This is a genomic window from Vibrio sp. J1-1 (assembly GCF_021728395.1).
Taxonomy (GTDB): domain Bacteria; phylum Pseudomonadota; class Gammaproteobacteria; order Enterobacterales; family Vibrionaceae; genus Vibrio.
In genome coordinates this window covers 173,572-192,044 of sequence record NZ_JAKKCM010000002.1, presented here as the reverse complement: position 1 = coordinate 192,044, position 18,473 = coordinate 173,572, and the positions used below count along the sequence as shown (strand labels likewise).

Here is an 18,473-nt window from a genome sequence, read left to right as displayed (position 1 = left end):
TAATTAATATATGTAATGCAGAGCACTCAAGAAATGAATCTGTAGGTTACTAAACCAGCCAGAGATCGTATTCTCAGGTAACAGTTGAACTGTTGCGCGTGCTCCGGCAGGGAACGATTGCAGCTCTTGATCGTCGATTGCTAAATGCAAACGCATGCGCTGTGCATCCCTAACCCAACGGTCGGTCTCCGTAGGCTTGGCAAGCCGGCCATCTGCATCAAACTGACCAGAACTGACACCGGCATCAATACTCGTGATTTGAGCTTCAAAAACTTCACCAGGCAAGCTATCAAAGGCCACCAATGCACGGCTGTCGCGATTAAAGTGGCGCAGGCTCTTTTCACGGAAATCAGCAATAATGTCAACGTCATTTGAAACTAATGCTACCAGAGGGCTTGCCGTAGAGGCGTAAGCACCAACTTCCAATTGAAGGTTGGCAACTACTCCATCATGTTCAGCAATAACTCTTGTGTAAGACAGATTCAGCTCCGCTTGCTTGAGTTGGTTCTGCGCAACACGAACGCTGACATTATCGTCACCCATTTCACCACGACTTACTTCGAGTTCCTTCAGACGAGCACGGGCTGCTAACAGGTTGGCTTTTTCAGCGGTGGCACTACTCTGAGCATCATCTAGTTGCTGCTGAGAAGTACCATTACGATGAAAAAGCTTATTCAAACGCGCCGCTTCTCGTACCTTTTGCTCTGCAATAATCTTACTTGCTTCCACATCAGCTTTGGCAGCGGCGATTGAAGCATCCAGCTGGTCATTGTTTTGAATCACCTGGTCCAGGTTGAGCTGAGCACGCTCTACCGCCAGTTGATACGGTTGCGGATCGATCTGGAACAACAGGTCGCCCTTGTGGATTTCCTGGTTGTTCGTGACGTAAATTTCTGTGATTTGCCCACTAACACGTGGAGCTACTTTGGTTACTACGCGAGTTGCCATTGCTTGAGGGGTAAGAGGCATTGCCAGGTCGGCAACTAGAAAATAAGCAAAGACAAGGACAAACGCTACGCATGAATATTTAATCCAGCGCGCGAATTTTTGGTCTGGAGTCATAGGATTCAACTTCTCTTTTTTGGGTTTTCTGACTTATTCGCTAAGTGTATCGAGTGCATTACGGGCAATTTGCTCTAGGATTAATCCCATGGCTTTCAGCTCATCATCATTGATGTCCGACAGTAATTTTCTACGAACCTCAAATATTCGGCTCTCTAGTTGAGTAATAAGAGCTTTACCTTCATCAGTCAGACTGACGATACGGGCGCGCTTGTCATGTTCACAACAACGTCGTATTACCAGAGACTGCTCTTCGAGTAATTTTAAGGTTCGCATCAACGACGACAGTTCAATCTCTAGTGCTTCAGCGAGATGCTTCTGGCTGACATGGTCCCCCATACGATGTAACTTCCATAAGGCAGTCCAGCGCGGATACGTCAGGTTCAGTGGCTCAAGCTCTCGGTCTGCGACCATCTTCCATAAACGTGAGACGCGAGATAACTTCTCTGCAACGGAAAGTTCTCTCAAAATGTCGATGTCTTGAATCATTACAAACACTCAATTACTTAGCATGCTAAGTAATATAAATTAGTTAGCATGCTAAGTAAATGGCTTTGTGACAAAAATCACATTAAATTCAAGGTGAGAGATTTTGTTGCAGAGGGATCTTAGGTAATAAAAAAGGCACAACTTGCGTTGTGCCTGATATGAGGTGATGTGTTTCTTATACCCAGTCGACTAAGAATCGCTGTTTGTAATCCAAAAGCGCATCGTGGAATGCATTTTCTTTAATTGGTTTAAGTAAGATGTAGTTCGCCCCCGCTTCCATAAATGCATCGCCTGTTTCTTTTGCAGTATCAGCCGTGCAAGCATAAATCGGCGTGCCTAATTTCAAATTTCGGCGAATCTCTTTTGTGGTTTCTATACCACCGAGATGCGGAAGTTGATTATCCATTAAGATCAAGTCATAGGTATGGTGTTTTAATCGCTCGATAGCCTCAAGCCCATCTTTTGCCCATTCAACCTGCATTTCATATTTACTACAAAAGGCTTTTAAAATAAACGCATTGGTATGATTGTCTTCAACCAGCAGGACCTTCAACGTTTCATTGAACATATCCTCGGGATTGATATGTTGGCTGGGCTTATTTTCACTTGAGAGACGCTCACGATCTCTCACCGGCAACGTTACAACAAATGTCGTTCCAACCCCTTTTTGACTGTGAACTTGAACATTACCGTCTAGCATATCGACCAAACTTTTGACGATTGTCAGTCCTAAACCACTACCACCATATTCACGCGTTGTCGTTTCCTCTTCTTGCACAAACGGCTCAAACATTTGCTCAAGTTTATTCGGGTCAATACCAATACCTGTATCGGAAACTTCAACCACGAGCACGCTGTTCTCAGCGCCTTCAAAGTGCTCTAATTTCGCGCTTAGCCGCACGCTTCCTGATGGAGTAAATTTGACCGCGTTACTAAGCAGGTTAAACATAATTTGGTTGAGGCGAACCTGATCCGTAAATAGCGCCACTTTAGGATCCAACTGGTTTTCAATAATCAGATCCACACCTTTGCTTTCACAAATCGGACGATAAATATTCTCTAAAGTACGAACGGTATCGGTAAAAGAAAAGGAATGTTTTTGAATATTAAATTTCCCTTGCTCTATTTTCGAGAAGTCCAGAATATCATTCAAAACAGCTAATAAGTGCTCACCACTATGACGGAGAACGTCTATCTGATTACTTTGTTCTTGCGATTGAACAGAACCTTTCAATAGCTGAGCAACCCCTAAAATACCATTTATTGGCGTTCGAATTTCGTGACTCATTTTAGCGAGGAAATCAGCGCGAGCTTGGGCGGATTTTTCGGCTTCTTTTCTGGCGACATTACTTTGTTTTTCCGCTTCGATAAGGGTTGTGATGTCTTGCCCTTGTACAATGATGCCACTAAGATCGCCATCAACGAGAATGGGTGATAAGTTCCAGCGATACACTTTTTCCCCAATCGGCACATTCACCCCAGTTAACGTCGCACCTTGCGATGCCATACGAAGATGTGGAAGTAGTTTTTCCTTAAAGTTTCTAAACACGGGAGGCATGGTCTTAATGTCATCTTCGAGCACTAGCTCTTTTCTCGCCGCCGGGTTTACCTGTATCAGTACTCCCGCTTCAGACCACACCATGATCGGCGATAATGCAAAGTTAAACAGGTCGCGAAATGAACGTTTTTGCGCTTCTAGCTCTTCAAAAGTGTTTTCTAACGTAGTTCCAATATCATCAAACTCTTCGATATCTGACCCACCAAAACGTTCAAACCCTTTTTCTTCGCGAGCGGAACGTGTGTAGGACATCAAGGAGTCAAGTTGTTCTGCTACCTTATTCTCAATCCACTCTTTGGTTAGTAAGGCGATTAAGATCATTCCGATGACCGAAGCCATCATCGCCAAAAGATGCTGAACCTGCAGGGTAACGACACTTTGATTGTCCTGAACTGTTAGCAAAGATAAGTCGGTATGCGCTGCGTTCACTTCAATTGGTGTCTTAATAATCAATAATTGGTCTAGTTTCTCTTGAGACTCTTTGCGTTTCAGAACATCAAATATTTTATAAGACTCATCGCCAGCTAATGAGTTGGCTAAAGGTAGATTATCGGAGATGAGTACAACATTATCGACGTTACCTTCGCTCTTCAGCCTTTCCATCAGGCCAAAGTTATTATCCAAGACGACGACATTGTAGGAATACCCCCTCACTTCTCCCGTTTTGGGTTCAAGTACCGGGACTCTTCTAACCAACAGGTGACGAGCCCCCATCGGGGTCAGTGAAGTAATGTAATACCAGTTATTGGTGAATGTGACGTTACTGGCAATAGTATCCAGTATTGAGTCATTAATGCCATAAAAATGGGCGTTTCCATCATCCCAGATAATGCCTTGATGATTAGTGAGGAAGCGAATTTCAGGCGTGTGTGCAGGATCACTCTGGTCAATGCTGAGAAAAAAGAAATTTAAGGCTTCTTCATCTCGCTTCGTATAAAAATCAAGCACCACATCGCTTTTAGAATTGCTGTCGTGGTGGATTTGAATCGCAGCGAAATGACTGTCGAAAATATTCAGAATCAGGGCGGATGTTTGTTGCTTTGTCCTATCGACTTCTTGCCAAATAATCTGTTTGGAGAAGTAATAACTCTGAACGAATATGCCTAAAATAATCGGAGCAAGAACGAGAATTATAATTTTAGTAATGAGCGTCGACAAAGAGCGACGCTTTCTAGTTGATGTATTTGTCATCAATTATCTGAGTATCTAAATGCGCGCTTTCTTAATGCTTCTATTCTGTCAGGAGAATCAGATGTGGTGACTACTTCATAGTCGCCAGAATATACGGTTGGTACCGACTTCCCTTCCAGATCCCACTTTATTGCTTCTGCCATTGCAATACCGGTATCATCGTTCATACGCATGACGGTTATATCTAACTCTCCGCTTAAAATTGCGTCTAGCTCCGCAGAGCCCCCTCCCCAGCCGTTAATCATAATATCATCGCGCCCGAGTTCTGCTAGCGCTTCAACGGCACCAAGTGCAACATCTGTTGAGCAAGCATAAATAAAATCGACATCTGGGTACTTGTCCAGACTGGCTTTTGCCGCCTCATACCCAGATTGCTTTGTCGCCTTGGTGTAATAAGCAGATTGTAGCTCAAAGTTGCTGTCACGGTTTACTTGGTTAATAAATGTATTCCCTCTTACATCACTAATGTAGCCTTCTGAAAAGTAAAGCACACTGTAGTGACTGTTTTTTGGGAAGCGTTTACTAAACTCTTTCGCCAGTTTTCTACTGCCTTCAGTATGGTCAAAACCAACATAAAGAAACGGTTGGTGATTATCCCAATCTCTTACTGGTGTCGTAATGTTTTGTAAGATCAGTTTGGTTTGCTTCGAATCCAATACATGCTCGATAAATTTACGATGTCTAGTGGTATCGAGAGTAAAGATGAGATAGTCCGAATTGCCTTTCAAAGCCTCCATTAGAGACAGACTTTGCTGTTTGATATCGGCATTTGGGCGAGTAAAAACCTGATTGAGCTGATAGTTAATATTAAGCTTATCTAACCGTTTTTCAAATGCATCAATATTTCTGACCCAGTAATCCGAGATTTGCTGCCCCGGGTAAACAACAGAAATCTTCAGTTCACGCTTTTTCTCGCTAGTAATCGGAATCGGATTTTCTCTGACAGCCTCAGCCAGCGCGTTGGTCAGTTGCTTTTGCTCCGGGAATTCATCCAGAAACTCTTGATATTCCCAATATCCATTCAGGACTTGAGATGCTTCCGCCACAGGGGCAATACCAGTCATTAAAACAAGGGAAAATATTAACTCTTTTTTCATCTGTTGCTCTATTAGTTTTATACCGAGTCTCATTCACTCTATTTATTATTTAGCCTAGTCATCCGTTACTTTGACGCGTTGAACTATTGTAATCTACCTTCCACTAAGTACTGGTTTCAATATCATTTTCTTAGTTCTGCATTATGCGTCAGATGAGTCTTACATCACAAACGAATATTGCATTCTATTTCATAACATTATGAATGCACATTTTAAATAAAAAAAGCCGCCTTATAAAAGTTGGCGGCTGATCGTAAGTCAGTGTAGTACGTTTATTCGACCATTTAACGACGAACGGTAAATATCAAGCAGTGGTTTTCATCGACACCAAGTGACGCTTTTGACTCAACTAATAGCTCTTTTTTCTTTTTAGCTAGTTGCTTAATAAAGTACTCAGCTTTCATCGCTAGGCTCTTAGAGTCAAAGTTCATTGTCCATACCAGGACTAATGGACCTTTACCTTTTAGTGCCTTAGCACCTTTGCCCTCTTGATGCTGTTTAAACCGGCGCTCAATATTGTTGGTTACCCCACAATAGAGTGCATTACGGTTATTTCGTATCAGATAAACACTCCAAACCTGTTCCACACAATCATTCATTAAAGCAGAGATTCTACCTGAGCTTTCAGAGCATCGAGTTCTTCTCTAAGCATTGCCACTTCTTGTTCAAGCTGACTAACCCGATCTGAGCTCGGTGATACAGCCGTTGACTCAATTGCAGATACATCCACTTCACCGCAGAATAAATGCATATAGCGAGATTCACGCTTGCCAGCTTCTCGTGGCAGTTTTACGACTAATGGCCCTTTTTCTTCGCTCGCCAAATGTTCAAGAACGTTTTCCACCTCTTTAACGTCGCGGAAAGTCGTCAGGCGGTTAGTGCGAGTACGAATCTCACCTGGCGTCTGAGCCCCACGCAGCAGCATACAGCATACAATCCCTTTTTCTTGCTCAGTCAGTTTTAGATCGCCAAACTCCGTATTGCAAAAACGGTGCTGATACTTGCTCACTCGGCTATTAAAAGCACTTTCATCACTAACAAGTCGACGTTCAATTAGCGCATCTACCGCATCTAATACATCAGACTCGGACAACGACATGACTGGCTCACGATTACTTTTTTGATTACATGCGTTGGTAAGTGCATTCAGACTAAGAGGATAAAGATCGGGAGTCGTCACCTCTTTCTCGATCAGGCAACCAATTACTCGTGCTTCTATTGCCGTTAGCTCAACTTTCATAATGCATTCCTTATTATTTTTTGCATTTGAATTTTATACTCAAGCCACTTCAGCGGGTCAGACTGTAACCTGAACAGGCTTGAAATCGCTTGAATATAAGGTAGTCAGGCTAAAGCATAGACTAAGACCTGACCCCTTTTGTGAATCGGGATAGGACTTAGTGCTCGGAGAGAATAGGCACTTTTCTCAGATTACCATCTTCATCAATCATCATTATTTTCGAACGATTGAGTTCAACTTCTGTCATTTCAAGTTGATTACGCGCATTGATGTACGCTGTTTTTAACTTCTCAGCCAAAGAGCTCGTGACTTGTTCACTATCTTGACTGTCGACTTGCTCCGCAGTATTACGAGAGTCCATATCAAGTGTCATCATTTTGTATTTAGTGATGTTGATAATATAGCGAAGGCTCAATTATGACAACGCATCGATTTACTCAAACCCAGTCTCAAACACATATTTATCCAAACAGGAGCTCACAAAGATACGTTTTGTTTAGTGACTGCGGCCTATTCGTGGATAGAAATAGTAGTGCATGAGTCATTTCTACCACGAAATCACCTTTGCTCTGAGGCACCTCAAGTCAGGCTGAGCTGGCATGAACCTACGATGATTTTCTGTAGTCAGGCATGGAACAAAATGATTGGTCAAGAAGCGTTCAACTCTTCGTCGTGATTGATCTAAAGACTGTTATGCCACGAGATGTTGTGCTTTAATCGAGGGAGATATTCACAAATTAGGAAAGGGAACTATGAGTAGCGTATTTGAAATCGTTAGCCAAGCTCGTCGCAAAAACAAACTGAAACGAGAGCTTCTTGATAACGAGAAAAAAGTTCGTGATAACCGCAAACGTGTAGACCTGCTAGAAAACCTTCTAGACTACATCAAGCCAGAGATGACTCACGACGACATCCTAGCAATAATCAAAAACATGAAAGCAGATTACGAAGATCGTGTTGATGACCACATCATCAAGAGCGCAGAAATCTCTAAAGCACGTCGTGACATCAGCCGTCGCATTCGTGAACTGACGGAAGAAGACAAGCAAACTAGCGGTAAGAAATAAACACCAATAGTTCTGTTATAATTTGAACCCCGAGTAAGACAACTTGCTCGGGGTTTGTTTTTGTCACTGATCAGAGTGGTGTGTACAATTGCACCAACGGCATCCCCAAACCTAATAACTGAATAAGCTTTCTATGTCCTCAACAACGATCACCCCGCAACCTACATTAGCCAAGCAATTGTTTTCGATGACATGGCCCATGCTCTTTGGTGTTTTATCACTGATGAGTTTTCAGCTTGTGGACAGTGCTTTTATCGGCCAACTTGGCGTCTTACCGTTGGCGGTACAAGGCTTCACACTTCCACTGCAAATGGTCGTGATCGGTATTCAGGTAGGCTTAGGTATCGCAACAACTGCGGTTATATCTAAAGCACTAGGAGCGAATGAAACCCGCTATGCTAAACAACTGGGCGGTTTAGTTCTAATGATAGGGTCAGTAGGGGTTGCGATAATCAGTGTGTTAATTTGGTTACTTCGTTACCCAATATTATCCATGCTCAGCGCACCAGATACGGTTATGCCAATCATCGATAGTTATTGGCCATGGTGGTTACTGAGTTCCTGGACCGGAGCCTTTCTCTACTTTTACTACAGCATCTGTCGAGCACACGGCAATACCATGTTGCCAGGCACCATGATGATGATCACCAGCGGCGTGAACCTTATTCTCGACCCGCTCTTCATTTTCACCCTCGACCTCGGCATTAATGGTGCTGCGCTCGCAACCATTGCGGCTTTCAGTTTGGGTATTTTAGTCGTGGCTCCACGGGTGAAAAAGAATCATTGGGCTACAACACAATGGCAAGATTTAAATGTGATAAAGAGCGTCCGCTCGATCGGTAATATCATGGGACCTGCAATGGTAAGCCAACTGTTACCCCCTTTATCTTCCATGCTGGCAACTAAGCTACTGGCTGGGTTTGGTACGGCTGCTGTCGCGGCATGGGCCCTAGGTTCGCGTTTTGAGTTTTTCGCTATTGTATCTGTGCTCGCATTGACCATGTCTTTACCACCAATGGTTGGGCGATTACTTGGCGCAAAAAATTATGGTGATATTCAATCACTGGTGAGTATTGCCGTTAAGTTTATTCTGAGCTTCCAGCTCTTAATTGCCGTTATCACCTTTGCTGTCGCGAATCCTCTGGCACTATTAATGACCAGCGATATTCAGGTTGAGCAAGTATTAGAAATGCATTTGATGATCGTTCCGATTAGCTTAGGCTCTCTGGGCGTATGTATGCTTATGGTTTCTGTCTGCAATGCACTAGGTAAGTCATACACGGCGCTTACCGTCTCGGCGTTACGTCTGTTCGTATTTTTCCTACCATGTTTGTGGGTTGGTTCTCAACTTGGGGGAATCAGAGGCCTTCTGCTTGGTGCTTGTCTCGGTAATATCTGCGCAGGCATCGCTGCTTACCTCACTTATCGTCGCACTATCGCATTGCTGTCCGAAAGGCATAAAGTGCACTAAGTCGATAAACCAACAAGATCAGACATCACAATAATGAAGCCCTCTATATTGAGGGCTTCATTCGCTGAGTTAAATACAGCCTTCTAATACATCAAGCCGTTTTGTCCGCTGGAAAAACAACGCCAGTTTGTCTTCTGACTTCAGTCAGGACTTTTGCTACTGTCAATGAGCGTTGTTTAGTGCTCTCATCAATCACACCTAACTTAAGTTGCTCGGCAAAAGCTTTAGCTTCGTAAAACATGTGGTTTTCGGTTTGTGGCAGGGTCAGTACTTCTTTCTCTTTACCACGAAGAGTGCGTTCGACGCCACGACCCGTGGAGATCATATCGACTAGGACGCTACCTTGCTCACCCTGAAATTCACTTGGAATAAGCGAGTCGCTTACTTTTGAATGCAGAAGGTTGACGTTAAAATCGTCGTAGGCAAGGGTCACACTTCCACACCCATCTACGCCAGATGGCAAAACAAACGCACTGGCCTGAACCTGATTCGGCTCTCCAAACAACTCAATTGCAGCACCCAGACAGTAATAGCCGATGTCCATAATCGAACCATTGGAAAAACCCGGATTAAACGTATTCGGGTTCTCTCCGTTTAAATACTTTTGATATCTCGATGAGTATTGGCAATAGCTGATCGTCGCATGTCTTAATGGTGCAATGCTCGGCAAGCTTTGTTTCAATACCGCGAAGTTTGGCGTGTAAGGCGACATGAATGCCTCAAAAAGCACGACTTCATTTTCTTCAGCGCACTTAAACATCTCTTGTGCAAGTGCATAATTTGAAGCCATCGGTTTTTCACAAATCACATGCTTGCCCGCACTTAGCATTTGCATTGCTTGAGGTGCATGAAGTGAGTTTGGACTAGCAATGTAAACAGCATCAATATCGGGATCTTTCCCCAATGCGTCTAAACTGTCGTAGAAAGTCTCCGCATGGTATGGCGCACCAAATGATCGCGCCTTGTCAAACTCTCGCGAATATACGGCTTTGAGGCTAAACTCCCCCGTCTGTATTGCTGCTTCAACAAATTGTTGAGATATCCAGTTCGTCCCAATAATCGCGAGATTAAACATGTCATTTCCTTCTAATTTTGACTATAAACGCCAAGTGACTTCAGTTTATCTAATCGATTTAAACAAGGTTTATCTGATTAGACAACGCCTAACAGCGAAAGAATTGCAGCGCTGCGTGTTCTACAATTCGTGAATCACATGCGTGACAGCGTCACTTGATATAAGATATTTAGCGCTGCTAACCGTCGTTTTATTGATAAGCCTCAACAATCTCATCTCGCAGGACTGGTAATTTGAAGCCGTTCCGTGACTCACTAACCCGAATGATAATTCTGATCTAGCTCTTTTCATGTACAATAAACCTAAAACCTTTAAGGTTTATTGTGTTTTTTGGGAGCTATAATCCCAGTTTATATTGTGATTTGATGCAAATTTTTGATATTAAATCTGAACCTCAGAAGCACATTTCAAACCATCCATTAGTCTCAGTTTATTAAGCACATAATTAAGACTTTTATGTTTACCTCTAGAGTTGCGTTATCGATTCACATCACAAATTTATGTAACAAACAACACTCCTTTCAAGTAAGACTCATGAGAGCAAGCATTATCATCGCAAAATAAGTTTGCATTTTTAAAAATGTCAACACCTCAAACACTACGCCTTAGTCACATTAATCATCCATAAATAAGTCATAAAGCAGTGATTTCCACTAGGTTTATTTTTCCTAGCAGAATAAGCCCTTCAGCCGTAGAATCCGCCCCATAATTATTACAACCCGATTACATTACCACCAGACTCCTACGCTCTACCGTAGAGGTAACGGCGGCGAGGATGGTTAGCCCCCAAACGTGAAAGGTCCAATACAACAATGAGTCCAGAGAAATATCTCCAAGACTGGCAAACTAGCCAAACGATTGCTGAATCTATCTCCCCTCTAATCGGCAAGCTTTATCGTGAAAAAGGAATCGAAGTGGTTCTGTTCGGTAAGACGCTTATCAACGCCACAACTATCGACATTCTCAAAACTCACCGCGTAGCAAGACGATACACTGGAAACCCTCTTTCTCTAGAGCAAACAATGCCTATCATTGAAGCACTATGTGAAATGAGCATTTCGTCTAGCCGCGTTGATATTGGTCAGCTGGCAACTAAGTATTGGAATAAGCACGAAGATACTTCTTCACTTAATGATTTCCTACAAACCGCACTTCAAGGTGCTCGTGATGCAGATTCTTCTCTGAAAGCTCGCGATGTGGTTCTTTACGGTTTTGGTCGCATCGGGCGTCTACTAACACGTCTTCTTATCGAGAAGAGTGGTCCTGGTTACCCACTAAGACTTCGTGCAATCGTTGTACGTGGTGGTAAAAAAGGCGACTTAGAAAAGCGCGCTAGCCTACTTCGTCGTGACTCGGTACACGGCCAATTCAATGGTAGCATCATCATTGATGAGGAGCGTAAGGCACTGATTGTGAATGGCAACTTCATTCAAATCATCTACGCAAACAACCCAAGCGAAGTTGACTACACTACTTACGGCATTAACAACGCACTTGTTGTAGACAACACTGGCGTTTGGCGTGATGCAGAAGGTCTGAGCCAACACTTAACATGTAACGGCGCAGAAAAAGTACTTCTGACTGCACCTGGTAAAGGCGATATCAAGAACGTTGTATTTGGTGTAAACGAATCTGTGATTCAAGAAGAAGACACCATCATCTCAGCAGCAAGCTGTACAACAAACGCGATTACACCTGTGCTGAAAGCGTTGAACGATAAGTACGGTGTACTTTCAGGCCACATCGAAACGGTACACTCATACACTAACGACCAAAACCTGATCGATAACTTCCACTCAGGCGATCGTCGTGGGCGTAGTGCATCTCTGAACATGGTTCTAACTTCAACTGGTGCAGCAAAAGCAGTAGCAAAAGCACTGCCTGAACTGGCTGGAAAACTAACAGGTAACGCGATTCGCGTTCCTACGCCAAACGTTTCAATGGCGGTCGCAAACCTAAACCTAGGTGAAGACGTGGATCGCGATTCACTGAACGACTACCTACGTGAAATGGCTCTAAATTCTGAGCTATCAGCACAAATTGATTACACAGACTCAACTGAAATCGTTTCAACAGATTTAGTTGGTTCTCGTCATCCTGGCGTAGTGGATGGTCAAGCGACTATCGCACAAGACAAGCGTTGTGTACTGTACATTTGGTACGACAACGAATTCGGTTACAGCTGCCAAGTTGTGCACTGTATGGAACAAATGATGGGTGTTCGTTACCAAACATTCCCTCGATAGGTGAACATTGCTCCACAACGTTAACCACATGGTGTAACGAACTATACCTCAACATTTGTTCTTTATAATAAGCGCGAAAGCGCACTACTAATCTTAACTCCCCTTTGTACGCCTGAACTCACCCTCAGGCGTTTTTTATTTAGACAATCTAACTTTCTTCAGGCTTTGACATTCCTCAGACATAGTCACTCCTATCGTTCATGTTTCGTTCATATTCACAGGGGTAATCTGAACACATAGACAGATATAGAGGTCAAGTTTATGAATCGGATCATCGTTACAGCACTGGCACTGATTACCGGCATTTTTGCTTTAGTATTTAGCCTAATCATGGCGATTCCATTGACCATCGCGGCTTTGATAACGGGTAAACGCATTGAGAAGCGTGTCAAGTACATGCAAAAAGAGATGCAGGAAGAGTATGAGTTCAATACTGGAAAAGAAGACGCGATAGAAGGCGAGTTTGAAGAAGTGCGCCGATAAAAGAATTAAAGTGTTTCTCAACCCCCTCGTCCCCAAAAGCTATAAAGCTCCTGAGAAACTCCTTGCTTACACCCAGCCTTGAACAAGCTGGGTGCTTTTTTTGTTCTGAAAACCAAATTTATATCGTTACGACAACGCGCAGAGCCAACAACATAAGTACAACGCCAGACAAGCGATCAATCAAAACCGCTTTTGAGCGAATACGATCGACCACTCTCGAACTGGATAATACGATAGTAATGAACGTGTACCACAAACCGTCAACCACAAATGGCGTCGCAACAATAATCATTTGATTACTCAGATCATTACCCAAGGCAACGAACTGGCTAAATAACGCGATAAAGAACAGTGCAATTTTAGGACTGAAAATAGAGATAAAAAAGCCTTCTCTTGCTGACTGACCAACGGTCGTTTCCTGTCCAGACTCCAGCTTAGCAGCAACACCGCCTTTCGAGCGCAGAGCATTGAACCCTAAATAGGCTAGGTACGCCGCCCCCGCCAAGCTGATCGCTTTAAACAGTAGCGGACTTTGCTGCAAAACCACTGCCAAGCCGATCAAAGTAATAAATGCATATATCCCGATACCAAATGCGTGTGCCCACGCTGTCGCCAATCCATTGAGACGACCACCAGCCAAAGCGTGTTTAGCAACAATGGCTAAACTAGGGCCTGGTGACATAGCGCCTAATAAACATACGGTAAAAAGTGATAGCCAAATTGTTAGTGTCATAGAAACCTCTCCTTATTTGCTAACAATCTATCAAGTGATGGGATATAAATAGAAATCAAAGTTATTCATAAAGGCCATGATTTTAAATCATAGCTTAATGAATGGAGTATTCCGATAGCTTCATCACTGTACGAATTTGCTCTCTAACCCAGCGATGAGCAGGATCGGTATCGTATTTAGGGTGCCACATCAACCAATATTGATGTGTCTGGGTCTCAATGGGCAGCGGCTTATTTATTAAATTCCAGTGCTTAGCGAGATTCAGAGCGATGTGTTCCGGCACAACCATAAGATGATCACTCGTCACCAGTCTGTTTACCGCTGCCGAGAAGAATGGCACTTTGAAGGCAATATGACGCTGCAGACCCATCTCTTTTAATGCAAGGTCGGTACTGGAGTCCTTATCACCACCTCCCGTTACCTGAATATGCGAATAACTGACGAGTTGCTTCGCCGTGATATTTTTACACTTAGCCAGTGGATGTGAACCTTTCATCAGACAAACCGAATTATCCGAGCCGATGTTGATGCTCGATACACCTTCTGGTTTGTCTGGATACATAGAAGAAGCGATATGTATGCCAAGTTCATGCAGTTTGTCTAAGAAATCTGGCTGCCAAAGCCGATAAGCCATATCAAGTTGCGGTGCAAGTTCACTAAGGTGTGAAGCGATATCTGGAAGAACATATTGTGCGACGTAATCACTTGACGCAATAACGAGCTCTCCCTGCCAGTCTTGAGGCTCAAATGGTTTGTCATCCAAAAGGTGATCAAATTCCGCGAGTAGTGCATCCAGTTTTTCTTTTAGTGCTAATGCTCGCGGGGTAGCAATCAGTTGATTACCCTGGCGAATAAGAAGAGGATCACCACATAACTCTCGGAGTTGTGCCAACTGACGACTCACCGCAGACTGCGTGATGTGCAGCCGCTCAGCAGTACGGCTTACATGGCACTCTTCGAGTAGTACATGTAAGGATCTCAGCAGATTTAAATTGATGTGGTTTAACATTCTTTATCCATTTGAATGGTATTTAATGACCAGTTTTTCCAATTACTTTACGAACTTATTACCAGTGGTATTAAAAAACTCGGTTAGCACTGTATGTGTCATGAGATGGCGAAGCTCAGGAAAACGTTGAATTTGGTCTCTGACCTCATTCAGGCGGTTCATGTTGGGTACCTCGACAAAGACCATCATATCGGTTTCTCCGCTAATGGCATGACACCATTTCACCCCATCAATCTTATACAATTCATTCGCGTAAGATTCGCAGTAGTACGTTGAGGTGGAGGTATCGAACTTCAGAGCAAAGTAGGCACAAATAGAATCCCCTTCACTTGAAGCTATTTCTGCATGATAACCCAAGATAACTTTGTCATTTTCGAGCTTACGAATTCGAGCTGTCACTGCTGACCGAGAGAGGTTCACTTTTTCTGCGATTTCAGTGACTGACAGCCGAGCATTGTGCCGGAGGATATCAATGATCTTGTGATCAAACTTGTCCATAAACTTACCGCTTCTTCCTTATTTTCTTCATTTTATAACGATTTTAAATGCATAAGAAACCAACATTTTGTTGGAATTATTTGAAACAACCGTCATATTGGCGGTGCAGTAACGCATTTTGTATTTAAGAACTCATTTATTCTTAGACTTCACTTAGTTCGACACCGTCAGAGACAAGCATGGAACAGCTCAAAAAAGACATTTCACTCCTATCCGGAATCGCCCAACTTTCCACCACATTGATGGGAACGGGTCTGTTTATGATACCTGCGATTGCGGCAGGTATTGCAGGTCACTTTTCACTCTGGGCATGGATACTGCTGTTTATTGCGATCTGTCCTATTGCTTTGACTTTTGCCCAACTAGGTAAACGGTATCCCAACGCTGGCGGCACCGCATTTTTCGTCCGTAAAGCGTTTAACGCTAAACTGGAAAGTAGCGTTGCCTGGCTTTTTGTTAGCGTCATTCCCGTTGGCGTACCCGCAGCTATCGCTCTGGCGGCTGGATTTCTTCAACAGCTGTTACCAGCTCCAATAAACAACAATTTGTTTGCACAAGTACTCACGGTGCTACTTCTTGTCTTTGTGAATTTGTTAGGTACGAAATCCTCAGGTCGCTTACAAACCGTTATTGCTTTGAGCGTGTTCGCACTGGTCGGTGCATTTCTATGGAAAGGAGAAATCAGCAGTGTTGATCTAACCATGCCGGCCGTCACAACAGACTCGATTTGGCCGATTACGGCTGCGCTTGCTGTTATGTTCTGGTGCTTTGTAGGTATAGAAGCATTTGCGCACATGGGTGAAGAGTTTAAGAACCCACAACGCGACTTTCCTATCGCGATCATTGTCGGGTGCTTCGTCGCAGGAGCGACCTATTGGGCGTGTTCAGTAGTGATATTAAAGTTTGGCGCTTATGGCACCCCACAATTTGATAATGCATCTATCCCTTGGCTAAGCGCACAACTGCTCGGAGACGGTGCCAAATGGATCATCAGTGTGATCGGATTTTCTGCTTGTTTTGCCAGTGTGAATTTATACACTCAAAGCTTGTCCCGAATGGTGTGGAGCCAAGCTCGTGAACATCGTCCAGACAGCAAACTGGCGAAAGTCTCACATCGAGGCGTTCCTTCCTCTGCGACATTGCTGGTTGGCTTCGTCCTATTAGTGTCCTGTGTGGCAGGTACACTCTCTCAACTTGATTTAGAGTTTTTCCTTAAACTCGCTAACAGCATTTTTGTATTGGTTTATCTGCTTGCTATGCTCGCAGCATACAAACTGTTGCAAGGCGCTGGTAAAGCTCTGGCTGGAATTTCTCTTATCCTCTGCACTGGCGTATTTATCTGCTTGGGTTGGTCCATGTTGTACGCTCTCACGGTTTTTGGACTGCTCTCACTGCCGTGGAAGCAACTAAGACCAAAACGCGGTTCAAAGGTCATTGAATAAAGCCTTAAAACAGCTCAGATAAGCGTTGTATGAGAGGATCAATATCTTTTAAAGCAACGTTACCATAACCGAGCACGACACCATTCCAATCACGATATTGGTAGCTTGGGTGTTCATAGTAACTTAGTGGACGTAATACGATGCCGCCGTTGGTCCTCTCAAAGCGAGCCAGAACCTGCACGGCGACATCGCTGCGCCGGATTACAGCAGTGCTTGTTCAAGTCGTTGGCATAGAGATGAAACCGCGAACTAGCAATGAGCATACTGTTAATATAAACAGAGCCCCCTCGACCGCTGGCACTACCAGCGGTTTTGTTTTCAAATGTATCCAATCGTACAGTTTTCCCGTATAACAAAAGGTTAAAAGCTAAAGGCGCTATTCATTAGAGGTTTGGGTGTAGCTAACGGGAGGCTCTCAATGTCAGACAAGGAAAAAAACTTACCTACACATCGCATCTCCAGATTCGGTAAATTTGCTTCTCTTGCCACAAGAGTAGCCGGAAATGTGCTTGCTGAAGGAACTAAACAGCTCGCGAAGGGCAACAAACCTAAAGCGAAAGACCTCCTGTTGACACCTCAAAACATCACCAGACTGACCGATCAGCTTGCTCATTTGCGTGGTGCGGCGATGAAACTCGGACAAATGTTGTCGATGGATGCGGGAGATATCCTCGAGCCTGAATTAGCAGACATCCTCGCAAGGCTCCGCTCTAAAGCCGACCCGATGCCAGCCAAGCAGTTAAACGGCGTCATGGAAAACGCGCTCGGTCCGAATTGGAAATCAGAATTTCTGGCGTTCAACTTTAAGCCTATTGCCAGCGCTTCCATAGGACAAGTGCATCAGGCATACAGTGATGAGGGCGACAAGCTTGCGGTGAAAGTCCAATACCCCGGCATTCGTAAAAGTATTAACAGTGACGTCGACAACGTTGGCACGCTGCTTAGAGTTGTGGGTCTGATACCTGAGTCCGTGGACTATAAAGGACTACTAGAGGAAGCGAAAAAACAACTTCACGATGAAGCCGATTATGATCGTGAAGCGCAATTTGCGATGCGTTATTTCGATGCTTTAAAAGAAAATCCTTGTTTTATCATACCGAAAGTTCACTTAGAGAGCTCTTCACAATCGGTATTAGCCATGGAATATATCGAAGGGATCCCAGTGGATACCATCGTAAACTCAGACCAAAATACCCGTGATACCGTCATGCACCACTTGCTCGAACTGCTTTTCCGCGAGCTATTTGAGTTCAAAATGGTTCAGACCGATCCAAACTTTGCCAACTATTTATACCTTGAACAAACCAAGCAGATTGGTCTGTTAGATTTTGGTGCTACCCGCGAATACAGTGAAAGATTCAGTTCTGGATATCGTCAGGCATTCTCCGCGGTTATTAACCATGACGAACAAAGCCTGAACGAAGCCCTAGAGAAGATTGGCTTTTTCAGTCAAGACATCCTGCCAGAACAGCGAAAGGCAATTTGGGAATTGGTCAAGATGGCATGCGAACCAATGTTAGTTGATCAAGACTATGACTTTAAAGCCAGCGGCCTTGCTCAGAGGTTACGTGACGCAGGTAAGATACTCAGCATGGAGCAGGATTACTGGCACACGCCACCAGCAGATGCCATCTTCCTTCATCGAAAAATCGCCGGTATGTATCTACTTGCGGCGCGAATTGACGCTAAAGTGAACATTCGTAAATTAGTAAAGCCGTATCTCAATATCAAAGTCGAGTAGCCTATTGTTTTTCTGTTACTTTCGCGTACTTTAACTTAACTATGTTTGGGCTCGAACTTTTAGCGCGATTC

General features: G+C 43.8%; 18 protein-coding genes. 6 read left to right on the top strand and 12 right to left on the bottom strand.

The features are described from left to right. Window positions 1–3: 3 nt before the first annotated feature. The 7 genes from L3V31_RS03550 to L3V31_RS03520 all read right to left on the bottom strand — a co-directional run bounded on the left by L3V31_RS03550 (window position 4) and on the right by L3V31_RS03520 (window position 6,998). Entirely contained in the window at window positions 4–1,062 is a 1,059-nt protein-coding gene (locus tag L3V31_RS03550) for an HlyD family secretion protein (RefSeq protein ID WP_237314752.1), read from the bottom strand. Between the two features lie 33 nt (window positions 1,063–1,095). After that, window positions 1,096–1,551: a MarR family transcriptional regulator gene (locus L3V31_RS03545; RefSeq protein WP_237314751.1), complete on the bottom strand. Its 456-nt coding sequence runs from the start codon at window positions 1,549–1,551 to the stop codon at window positions 1,096–1,098. A 175-nt stretch (window positions 1,552–1,726) separates the two neighbouring features. Then, on the bottom strand, window positions 1,727–4,300 hold the full coding sequence (gene luxQ, locus L3V31_RS03540) for a quorum-sensing autoinducer 2 sensor kinase/phosphatase LuxQ (protein ID WP_237314750.1): 2,574 nt from the start codon (window positions 4,298–4,300) through the stop codon (window positions 1,727–1,729). Then, window positions 4,300–5,364, bottom strand: a complete 1,065-nt coding sequence (locus L3V31_RS03535) for an autoinducer 2-binding periplasmic protein LuxP (RefSeq protein ID WP_237314999.1) — start codon at window positions 5,362–5,364, stop codon at window positions 4,300–4,302. The genes luxQ and L3V31_RS03535 overlap by 1 nt, the downstream gene beginning before the upstream one ends. A gap of 317 nt (window positions 5,365–5,681) precedes the next feature. Next, entirely contained in the window at window positions 5,682–5,996 is a 315-nt protein-coding gene (locus L3V31_RS03530; RefSeq protein WP_237314749.1) for a GIY-YIG nuclease family protein, read from the bottom strand. Next, a complete protein-coding gene (locus tag L3V31_RS03525; protein ID WP_237314748.1) occupies window positions 5,996–6,637 on the bottom strand; it encodes a YceH family protein in 642 nt (213 codons plus the stop codon). Before L3V31_RS03525 ends, L3V31_RS03530 begins: the two co-directional genes overlap by 1 nt. A 157-nt stretch (window positions 6,638–6,794) precedes the next feature. Further along, window positions 6,795–6,998 carry a hypothetical protein gene (locus tag L3V31_RS03520; RefSeq protein WP_237314747.1) on the bottom strand — a complete coding sequence of 68 codons (204 nt, stop codon included), beginning with the start codon at window positions 6,996–6,998 and terminating at the stop codon, window positions 6,795–6,797. A gap of 391 nt (window positions 6,999–7,389) precedes the next feature. Here L3V31_RS03520 and L3V31_RS03515 point away from each other — a divergent pair, with 391 nt between their 5' ends. Both L3V31_RS03515 and L3V31_RS03510 read left to right on the top strand, forming a co-directional pair. Next, window positions 7,390–7,704: a DUF496 family protein gene (locus L3V31_RS03515; RefSeq protein WP_020334143.1), complete on the top strand. Its 315-nt coding sequence runs from the start codon at window positions 7,390–7,392 to the stop codon at window positions 7,702–7,704. Window positions 7,705–7,837: 133 nt separating this feature from the next. Continuing rightward, window positions 7,838–9,175 carry an MATE family efflux transporter gene (locus L3V31_RS03510; RefSeq protein WP_237314746.1) on the top strand — a complete coding sequence of 446 codons (1,338 nt, stop codon included), beginning with the start codon at window positions 7,838–7,840 and terminating at the stop codon, window positions 9,173–9,175. 91 nt (window positions 9,176–9,266) lie between these two features. Here L3V31_RS03510 and L3V31_RS03505 read toward each other — a convergent pair whose 3' ends face one another. Next, window positions 9,267–10,250: a Gfo/Idh/MocA family oxidoreductase gene (locus tag L3V31_RS03505; protein ID WP_237314745.1), complete on the bottom strand. Its 984-nt coding sequence runs from the start codon at window positions 10,248–10,250 to the stop codon at window positions 9,267–9,269. A gap of 812 nt (window positions 10,251–11,062) precedes the next feature. On the opposite strand from L3V31_RS03505, the gene L3V31_RS03500 reads away from it, so the two are divergent. Both L3V31_RS03500 and L3V31_RS03495 read left to right on the top strand, forming a co-directional pair. After that, window positions 11,063–12,496, top strand: coding sequence for a glyceraldehyde-3-phosphate dehydrogenase (locus L3V31_RS03500; protein WP_237314744.1), 1,434 nt, complete (start codon window positions 11,063–11,065; stop codon window positions 12,494–12,496). A gap of 261 nt (window positions 12,497–12,757) precedes the next feature. Continuing rightward, window positions 12,758–12,979: a hypothetical protein gene (locus L3V31_RS03495; protein ID WP_237314743.1), complete on the top strand. Its 222-nt coding sequence runs from the start codon at window positions 12,758–12,760 to the stop codon at window positions 12,977–12,979. A 118-nt stretch (window positions 12,980–13,097) separates the two neighbouring features. On the opposite strand, the gene L3V31_RS03490 is transcribed toward L3V31_RS03495, so the two are convergent. The 3 genes from L3V31_RS03490 to L3V31_RS03480 form a co-directional block, all read right to left on the bottom strand. Then, a complete protein-coding gene (locus L3V31_RS03490; RefSeq protein ID WP_237314742.1) occupies window positions 13,098–13,712 on the bottom strand; it encodes a LysE family translocator in 615 nt (204 codons plus the stop codon). A 94-nt stretch (window positions 13,713–13,806) separates the two neighbouring features. Continuing rightward, window positions 13,807–14,721: a LysR family transcriptional regulator gene (locus tag L3V31_RS03485; protein WP_237314741.1), complete on the bottom strand. Its 915-nt coding sequence runs from the start codon at window positions 14,719–14,721 to the stop codon at window positions 13,807–13,809. Window positions 14,722–14,763: 42 nt separating this feature from the next. Next, complete coding sequence (locus L3V31_RS03480) at window positions 14,764–15,219, bottom strand: Lrp/AsnC family transcriptional regulator (RefSeq protein WP_065297797.1); 456 nt, start codon at window positions 15,217–15,219, stop codon at window positions 14,764–14,766. Window positions 15,220–15,398: 179 nt separating this feature from the next. Between L3V31_RS03480 and yjeH the strand changes: the two genes are divergently transcribed. After that, window positions 15,399–16,661, top strand: coding sequence for an L-methionine/branched-chain amino acid transporter (gene yjeH / locus L3V31_RS03475; protein ID WP_237314740.1), 1,263 nt, complete (start codon window positions 15,399–15,401; stop codon window positions 16,659–16,661). A 4-nt stretch (window positions 16,662–16,665) separates the two neighbouring features. On the opposite strand, the gene L3V31_RS03470 is transcribed toward yjeH, so the two are convergent. Then, complete coding sequence (locus tag L3V31_RS03470) at window positions 16,666–16,842, bottom strand: hypothetical protein (protein WP_237315009.1); 177 nt, start codon at window positions 16,840–16,842, stop codon at window positions 16,666–16,668. A gap of 237 nt (window positions 16,843–17,079) precedes the next feature. On the opposite strand from L3V31_RS03470, the gene L3V31_RS03465 reads away from it, so the two are divergent. Beyond that, window positions 17,080–18,402, top strand: coding sequence for an AarF/ABC1/UbiB kinase family protein (locus L3V31_RS03465; protein WP_237314739.1), 1,323 nt, complete (start codon window positions 17,080–17,082; stop codon window positions 18,400–18,402). Window positions 18,403–18,473 lie beyond the last annotated feature (71 nt).